At 44.8% G+C, this 7537-nt stretch carries 6 protein-coding genes; 5 read left to right on the forward strand and 1 reads right to left on the reverse strand.

All coding sequences use genetic code 11. The annotated features are described in order from the left end of the window. Positions 1-449 precede the first annotated feature (449 nt). Positions 450-1844, forward strand: a complete 1395-nt coding sequence (locus QT984_RS01940) for a branched-chain amino acid ABC transporter substrate-binding protein (protein WP_333053258.1) — start codon at positions 450-452, stop codon at positions 1842-1844. Between the two features lie 291 nt (positions 1845-2135). Further along, a complete protein-coding gene (locus QT984_RS01945; protein WP_333053259.1) occupies positions 2136-3131 on the forward strand; it encodes a branched-chain amino acid ABC transporter permease in 996 nt (331 codons plus the stop codon). Positions 3132-3259: 128 nt separating this feature from the next. Here the strand turns inward: QT984_RS01945 and QT984_RS01950 are convergent, their stop codons facing one another. Beyond that, positions 3260-3832, reverse strand: coding sequence for a Uma2 family endonuclease (locus QT984_RS01950; RefSeq protein WP_333053260.1), 573 nt, complete (start codon positions 3830-3832; stop codon positions 3260-3262). A gap of 108 nt (positions 3833-3940) precedes the next feature. On the opposite strand from QT984_RS01950, the gene QT984_RS01955 reads away from it, so the two are divergent. The 3 genes from QT984_RS01955 (at position 3941) to QT984_RS01965 (ending at position 7462) form a co-directional block, all read left to right on the forward strand. Beyond that, the gene (locus tag QT984_RS01955) at positions 3941-5506 is read left to right on the forward strand and encodes an ABC transporter permease subunit (RefSeq protein WP_333053261.1); all 1566 of its coding nucleotides are present in this window, start codon (positions 3941-3943) and stop codon (positions 5504-5506) included. Positions 5507-5777: 271 nt separating this feature from the next. Further along, positions 5778-6593: an SAM-dependent methyltransferase gene (locus QT984_RS01960; RefSeq protein WP_333053262.1), complete on the forward strand. Its 816-nt coding sequence runs from the start codon at positions 5778-5780 to the stop codon at positions 6591-6593. 89 nt (positions 6594-6682) lie between these two features. Next, on the forward strand, positions 6683-7462 hold the full coding sequence (locus tag QT984_RS01965; protein WP_333053263.1) for an ABC transporter ATP-binding protein: 780 nt from the start codon (positions 6683-6685) through the stop codon (positions 7460-7462). The last annotated feature ends 75 nt before the right edge of the window (positions 7463-7537 follow it).

The raw sequence follows: 7537 nt of genomic DNA on the forward strand, positions 1-7537 counted from the left end.
TTTAAACCTGGTATCCGTTCAAAAGAACCAAATATCGAGCTTAATTTAGATAACCTCAGAGGGTTTGTCTCCCCAAGCTTTCGAGAATTGCTTCTCTTGTTTCTGTGTGCCCCACAGTACATTTTAGAAATAAAAAGTTTAGTCTCTGATTTTGGCTTGCATTAGTTAGCCCAGCTATGTTTTTCGTGGTTTTCGCCACCCACTAACCATTATTGTTTTCCGACCTATCGTTTGAGCGTGGTGTCTCATGTGTATCGGCGGTTATTCTACCTGTAGTATAGTTATTCTACTCTACAATGAACACAATGCAAGAAAGTTCAAGAAAACAATTAACAAAAGTTGATAATTAATTAAAGCCGTCCTAGAAGGACGGGGCTTTAGACCCAATTTATTGGTAAAACTTGAAAATCTGTGCTAACTCTTGACTTACAGACTTAGAGAGTGGAAATATGCTAAGACGCAACCAACAAACGAACCAACCTATGAACTTTTCCCAGAAGTCAGGCGGCAAAAGTGCCACACCCCCAAAAATCAACTCAACACACAATCTCGGCGTCGTAGGATTGCGGAAATTACTTTTTGCCGCCGGAATAGCCTCTCTGTGCGCTAGCTGTCAAAATCCTGAAGCACCCACCGCCACAACTCCCGGAGGCAGCCCCGGAACCAGTCCCGCAGCCACTCCCGTCGCAGTCAGCAGCCCCGGAGACCCAAATACTGTCAAAATTGTCTCCATGCTGCCCATGACAGGCAGCGCCTTGGGTCAAGCTCAAACAATGGTCAACGGCATCCAACAAGCCCTCGCCGAAACCAACTCCAAAGCTTGCGACGGCAAAATCCAAATCCAATACGAAGTTTTCGATGACGCCACCGCCGCCGCCGGCAAATGGGACCCGGCCCAAGTAACCTCGAACTCCAACAAAGCCGTCGCTGACGCTTCGGTAGTTGCCGTCATCGGTCACTATAACTCCGGTGCCGCCAAACTTTCCATTCCCGTGCTCAACCAAGCTAACATCGTCATGATCAGTCCGGCCAACACTTATCCGGGACTGACTAAACCAGGAAAAGGCGAAGCCAAAGAACCTAACGTTTATTATCCCACAGGCACTCGTAATTTCACCCGCGTTGTCCCCGCTGACGACCTTCAAGGGGCTGTAGCTGGCAACTGGGCGAAATCTTTGGGCGTACAAAAAGTCTACATTCTCGACGACCAAGAACTCTACGGCAAAGGCATCGCTGATGTTTTTGAAGCCACTGCTAAAAAGTTGGGAATTCAAGTCCTCGGAAGAGAGGGAATTGATATTAAAGCTAGCGACTATAAGGCGTTAATGAATAAGATCAAAGCTTTAAATCCAGACCTGATTTACTTCGGTGGCACTACTCAAAGCAACGCCGGACAAATAATTAAAGACATGAGAAATGTTGGGATGGCGGCTGATGCAGTTAAATTCATGGGGCCCGACGGCATTAAAGAGCAAGCTTTAATTGACGCGGCGGGCAAAGATGCCGAAGGAGTTTACGCTACTTTTGGCGGCTTGCCTCCTCAAGAATTGACTGGTGCGGGCGCGAAGTGGTACGAAAGTTACAAGGCAAAATATAATGCTGAACCGGAAGCTTATGCAGCTTACGCCTATGAAGCTGCTAAAGTTGCGATCGGCGCAATTAATAAAGTTTGCAAAAATGACCGCGCTGCTATCCGCGAAGCTGTCTTGGCAACTAAAGATTTTAACGGGGTACTCGGCACTTGGAGTTTTGACACCAACGGCGACACGAGCTTGACTACAATGTCAGGAAATGTTGTTAAAGGTGGCAAGTGGGAGTTCGTGAATGCGCTCAAGACGGAATAATTAATCAGAAGGAAGAGGGAAGTTCGGCAACGGATTTTATAACGGATGTAACGGATATCGGAAAGAAGGAAGAAGGAAGAAGGGATCATAAAAAATTATGCCTTTTTCCTTCTCCCTCCAATGTCCCATGCCCAATTCCCAATTCCTAATTCCTAATTCCCAATTCTCGATTCCCAATTCCCAATTCCCAATTCCCAATTACTCAAAAACATGAAAAACTGGAAAAGTATTCTCTTATATCTAGGTGTAGTTTATATAGTTTTGCTATTAGGTCCTATCGCAGGATTTGATTTGCCAAAAATCGTTGGAGAAATAGTCAGCAATCCTGAAGTTTTTATCCAACAATTATTAGTTGGTCTGGTCAACGGCGCGCTGATTGCAATTATTGCTTTGGGTTACACTATGGTTTATGGCATTATTGAGTTAATCAATTTTGCTCATGGCGATTTGTATATGTTGGGCGCTTTTGCTTCCCTAACCGTGTTCGGGGCTTTTGGGATTCAAGATGGCGCACCTTTAGGTATTGCTATACCGGTGATGTTAGTTGCTTTAATTGTATGTTCGGTTTTTTGTGCTGGACTCAATATTGTTGTGGAAAAGTATGCTTATCGACCTTTGCGAAATGCTCCCCGTTTGGCTCCTTTAATTTCGGCAATTGGAGTTTCTTTTATTTTCCAAAATATGGGGCTGTTTTGGGGAGGATTGAAAGCTTTTATTCCAGTGATGGGTTCTAATTCTGCTGCGCCGAAAAGCTTTCCCGATTTGTTGCCGCGAGTTGATATTTTTAAAGCTTTGGGAATTCAAACGAGTATTGTATTTACTACCAAGGATTTAATTGTGTTGGTAGTGGCGGTGGTATTGATGGTTTTGCTTCATGTGTTTGTGCAATACACTCGTCTGGGAAAGGCGATGCGGGCAACTGCTCAAAGTCGCGATGCTGCTAAAATTATGGGGATTAATGTCGATCAGATTATTGCTCTGACTTTTTTGATTGGGGGAGCTTTGGCGGGTTCGGCTGGGATTCTGGTTGGTTTGTACAACAATACTATTGTGTTTACGATGGGGTTTACGGCTGGTTTGAGGGCTTTTACGGCGGCGGTTTTGGGGGGGATTGGCAATATTGTGGGGGCGATGTTAGGAGGCGTTTTGATTGGGTTGCTTTCGTCTTTGAGCGACCAGTATTTATCGAGCCGCTGGACTAATGCTTGGGTGTTTGGGGTTTTGGTGGTGATTTTGGCTTTTCGGCCTGGGGGTTTGTTGGGCGAAAATGTTCAGGAGAAGGTTTGAAATTTTGGGTTTAAATAATCGCAAGAGATATTTAATTAGACATGAAAAAACAGCACAGGCATCTCCCAGATTTTTCATATAAGTTGGGGAACTAAAAGCGAGATCGTTTTACGTTTTAGTTTTACCTTTTAAATATTCCCTGGTTTGAGCCAGCTAAAAACTTCGCCTAAAGTCAACTGCATTTCCGGCATGAATTTGGGAACCGGAAGTATATCTGTTGGTTCTTGCAAGGAAATAGGCTGCTGCCTTGCGGGATAAGCTAAAATGTTTTTTTCATCGGGATCGAGCAACCAACCCATCTGACAACCGGCATTCAAACAGTGCAAAATATTGTTTGTGACTTTGGTTTGGCTTTGGGCTGGGGACAAAATTTCTATTGTCCAGTCTGGGTGAGCATTAAATGTATTGGCAATTTCGCCGTCAGCGTCTAGGGGAATGCGATTCCAAACAAAAATGGCGACATCGGGCACAATAGAACGTCCGCCAAAGGTGCAGCGAAGTTCTGGTAGGGCTAGGGCAATTTGCGGTTTCTCTGCGATGTCGTTGGTGACTGTTACGAGTCTTCCTTGTAGTTTGCTGTGTTTTCCTTGTGGCATAGGTTTTTGGACGATCGCACCTTTGATGTATTCGCTAGCGGGTTTGGTTTCTGGGAGTTGCAAAAACTCGTCGAGGGTGATAGTTTTTTGAGGTGCTTGTACCATATAGCGATCGCCCGTTTGAAGTGTGTTGCGGTAACAGTTCCAGTATATAGCAGTTGACAGTTGACAGTGAACAGTAAACAGTGACTAATAACTAATGACTAATAACTAATGACTAATAAAATAATCCAAGCAATTAAATCGACTGGTATTTTAGGGGCGATCGGCTCTTTGACTGTTTTGTTATTCGGCGGTTGGAGCGGCACGGTGATCGGGTGGCTGATGGGTACGGCTGCGGGCTTTATGAGCTGTCGGGAGCAGAAGGTTTACAGCCCGAAAATGGGTGCTGCGATCGGCAGTTTAGCCGGATTGGGATTGGGAGTTTGGCTGTTAGTTGCGAGTGTGGTAGAAGGGGTTTTGATTAGGCCTTTGTCTGGTCAACCTGCTGTTGCTTTGCCGACTACGCTGCTGTACGGGATTTGCAGTTTGACGATCGCAATTTTGACAGCTACGTTAATGGGTGCTTTGCAGGGTTTGCAGGGGGAACGCCAGCGGCTGGCAACTCTGGTGACATTAGCTTTTATTCTAATTCTGTTTCCGTTTATCGACATTCAGGCTCAGACTGGCTGGATTGCTACTGTAGTACAGATTCAAATCTTTATTATGCTGGCGCTGGGTTTGAATATTACTGTGGGTTTTGCGGGTTTGTTGGATTTAGGATATGCGGCGTTTTTTGCGATCGGCGCTTACACGACAGCTTTGCTATCTTCTGGGCAATTAAATATTGCTTGGAACTTTTGGGTGGTACTGCCGATCGCGGCCGGTGTAGCTGCGATCGCGGGCGTAATCCTCGGTATTCCGACACTGCGGCTCAAGGGCGATTATTTGGCGATTGTTACCCTCGGTTTTGGCGAAATTATCCCGGTTGTCTTTAGGAATTTAACCGCGATTCGGATCGACGAACCAGTCTCGAAGATTGTTGCGGCTGTTTTGGGTAAACCTGAGTTGGTGCTGTGTCTGGTTGGGTGCGATCGACCTTTTAACCTCACCGGCGGCGAAGCGGGAATAAACCCGATCGGGCGTCCATCTCTCCCCATTATCGGCACTTTCAGCACCGGCAACTACTTTCCCTGGTACTACCTAATTTTACTGCTAGTTGTCTTTGCTTACTTCATGATTTCGCGGCTGCGAGATTCCCGCTTGGGCAGGGCGTGGAATGCCATGCGCGAAGATGAATTAGCTGCGAGTGCGATGGGAATTAACCTAGTCAAAACCAAACTTTCGGCTTTTGCGATGGGAGCGACGTTTTCGGGCTTTGCAGGCGCGTTTTACGCCGCCTATATCAGCGCGATTTTTCCCAGCGTTTTCGATTTCTCGGTGTCGGTAATCATCCTCTGTATGGTGATTTTAGGCGGTTTGGGCAACATGACCGGGGTGATTTTGGGGGCTATCATTATCATGTCTGCCGATCGGCTTTATCTGCCACAATTAGCGCAAGTCCTCAAGGGTTTTCTGAATACTTTTGTACTCCCCAGGATTGCAATTCCCCAGTTGCGAGACTTTCTGGCCACCAGTTTAGACCCGATTCAAATGCGCTTATTTCTATTCGGCCTAACTCTTGTTGTCATGATGCTCGTGCGGCCGGAGGGGCTGATTCCTGATAAGATACACCAAGCTGAACTGCATTCGGATGCTGAAGCGAGCAATGAGTCTTTAGCAGATGCGAGAAGTCAATAAGTAGGTAAGGGCAAAAACCATAGTATTTGGTAGGCGGATTTAGCTAATAATCTAGGATGCAACTCACATTTTGCACCATTCTCAAGAACAGGCAAGATGCCTGTTCCACAATAAAATTCACTCTTTGTGGAACAGGCATCTTGCCTGTTATAAAAACCTTATTTAGAATGGTGCAACATCTCAGATACAAGGGAGTTTAGGGGTGTAAAAACCCCGTGCCCATCTAAGGTTTATTTGTAACCAACTACTTAGTAAGGGTGAAAGATTAGCCATGAACAATGTAACTGGTACTGCTTTTATCGTTGCGGAATTTAGAGCAGAAGAGAATGAAGAGGCCATTCCTCTGTATACTGATCATGTAGTAAAAATATGGCTCAATGAGGAAACAAAAAAAGTAGCTAGGCAAATAGCTCAAAACTCTCCCGCCGCTAAAGAAATGGTTAAGTTGCGGACTAAATATTTTGATGATTTTTTGTCAAATCAAATTTTAGGAGGTTGCAAGCAAGTAGTTATTTTAGGTTCGGGTTTGGATACTCGCGCTGCTATAATTAATGGAGAAAAAGTCACTTATTTTGAAATAGACGACCCCGCGACTCTTCAATTAAAAGCAGAAACTCTCAAAGCTAACAAAGTTACTGCCAATGTTCGCTACCTTCCCGGCGATTACGTAAAAGACGGTTTAATCTCCTTGCTGAAACCGAGTGAATTTGATTTCGCTCGACCGACATATTTTTTGTGGGAAGGCAACACTACTTTGGTTGACAAAAAAGATGTAATATTTGTATTAGAACAAATTCGCGACAATGTTGATAATTTTCGATTGTCCTTTGATTATATGTCGGAAAAGGTAATTTTGAGAACCACGGGCTACCAAGATATCAATGATTACATAGATAAATACGAAAGTATGTATGCACCGTGGATTACGGGGTTTGAAAAGATTGCTACTTTGGCTGACGAACTCAATCTCAAAGTTATTGAAAACTTTTCGACTGCCGATTTACACGCACAATATCGCCCTCGCCGTTCGCTAGAATCTAATCTTTTTAAGTTCTATTTTGTCTGTACGTTAGAGAATATGCCCTAAAATCTCCCAATCCCGAATTGATTCGTGTGCGTGAAAGCTTGTGACGAGGACGATCGCACTACTATAAAATCTTAGAAAACAGAACCAAAATGTCATTATTAGAAGCACAGCAACTTACAATGCGATTCGGCGGTTTGACTGCGGTCAACCAGGTTAGTTTAACATTGGAAAAAGGCTCGATCGCCAGTTTGATCGGCCCCAATGGTGCGGGCAAGACTACTTTTTTTAATATGCTGACGGGTATCTACAAACCGAGTGGCGGTCAGTTGCTTTTGGAACAAAAAAATATCACGGGTTTACCTCCCGATCGCCTGACAACTTTCGGCATTGCTAGAACTTTTCAAAATATCCGCTTGTTTAACAACATGACTGTGCTGGATAATGTTTTAGTAGGTAGACACTGCCGATTAAAAACAGGTTTGTTGGGTGCAATCCTCCGCAGTCCGGCTGTGATTGTAGAAGAGCGGGAAGCTAAGAAAAAAGCCTTGACTATGCTTGATTTTGTCGGTTTAGGTGCTTCTAAAGCGCTGGAGTTGGCAAAAAACCTTTCCTACGGAGACCAGCGCAGATTGGAAATTGCCAGGGCTTTGGCTTCCGATCCGAAAGTGCTGCTTTTGGACGAACCTACGGCGGGGATGAATCCGAACGAAACGGCTGATTTAACTCGCTTTATTTACCGAATTCGCGATGAGTTGAATTTGAGTATTTTGCTGATTGAACATGATATGAAAGTGGTGATGGGAATTAGCGATCGCGTGAGTGTTATGGAGTACGGTACTAAAATTGCTGAGGGAACTCCAGATCAAGTTCGCGCCGATCCTCGCGTAATTGAGGCATATTTGGGAAAAGAAGAAGATGGACATGGATAGTATACAGCACTTTCCAGGTAAGTGAAGTACAGAGAAACCGGGTTTCTTGAATAAAACCGGTTTCTGGCGAGAAAT

It is taken from the genome of Microcoleus sp. Z1_B2, assembly GCF_036700325.1.
Classification (GTDB): domain Bacteria; phylum Cyanobacteriota; class Cyanobacteriia; order Cyanobacteriales; family Microcoleaceae; genus Microcoleus.

Excerpts from the sequence above, each read along its gene's own strand:
- QT984_RS01965 (WP_333053263.1), top strand. The coding sequence starts at position 6,683 with ATGTCATTATTAGAAGCACAGCAACTTACAATGCGATTCGGCGGTTTG.
- QT984_RS01955 (WP_333053261.1), top strand. The coding sequence starts at position 3,941 with ATGACTAATAAAATAATCCAAGCAATTAAATCGACTGGTATTTTAGGG.
- QT984_RS01960 (WP_333053262.1), top strand. The coding sequence starts at position 5,778 with ATGAACAATGTAACTGGTACTGCTTTTATCGTTGCGGAATTTAGAGCA.
- QT984_RS01940 (WP_333053258.1), top strand. The coding sequence starts at position 450 with ATGCTAAGACGCAACCAACAAACGAACCAACCTATGAACTTTTCCCAG.
- QT984_RS01950 (WP_333053260.1), bottom strand. The coding sequence starts at position 3,832 with ATGGTACAAGCACCTCAAAAAACTATCACCCTCGACGAGTTTTTGCAA.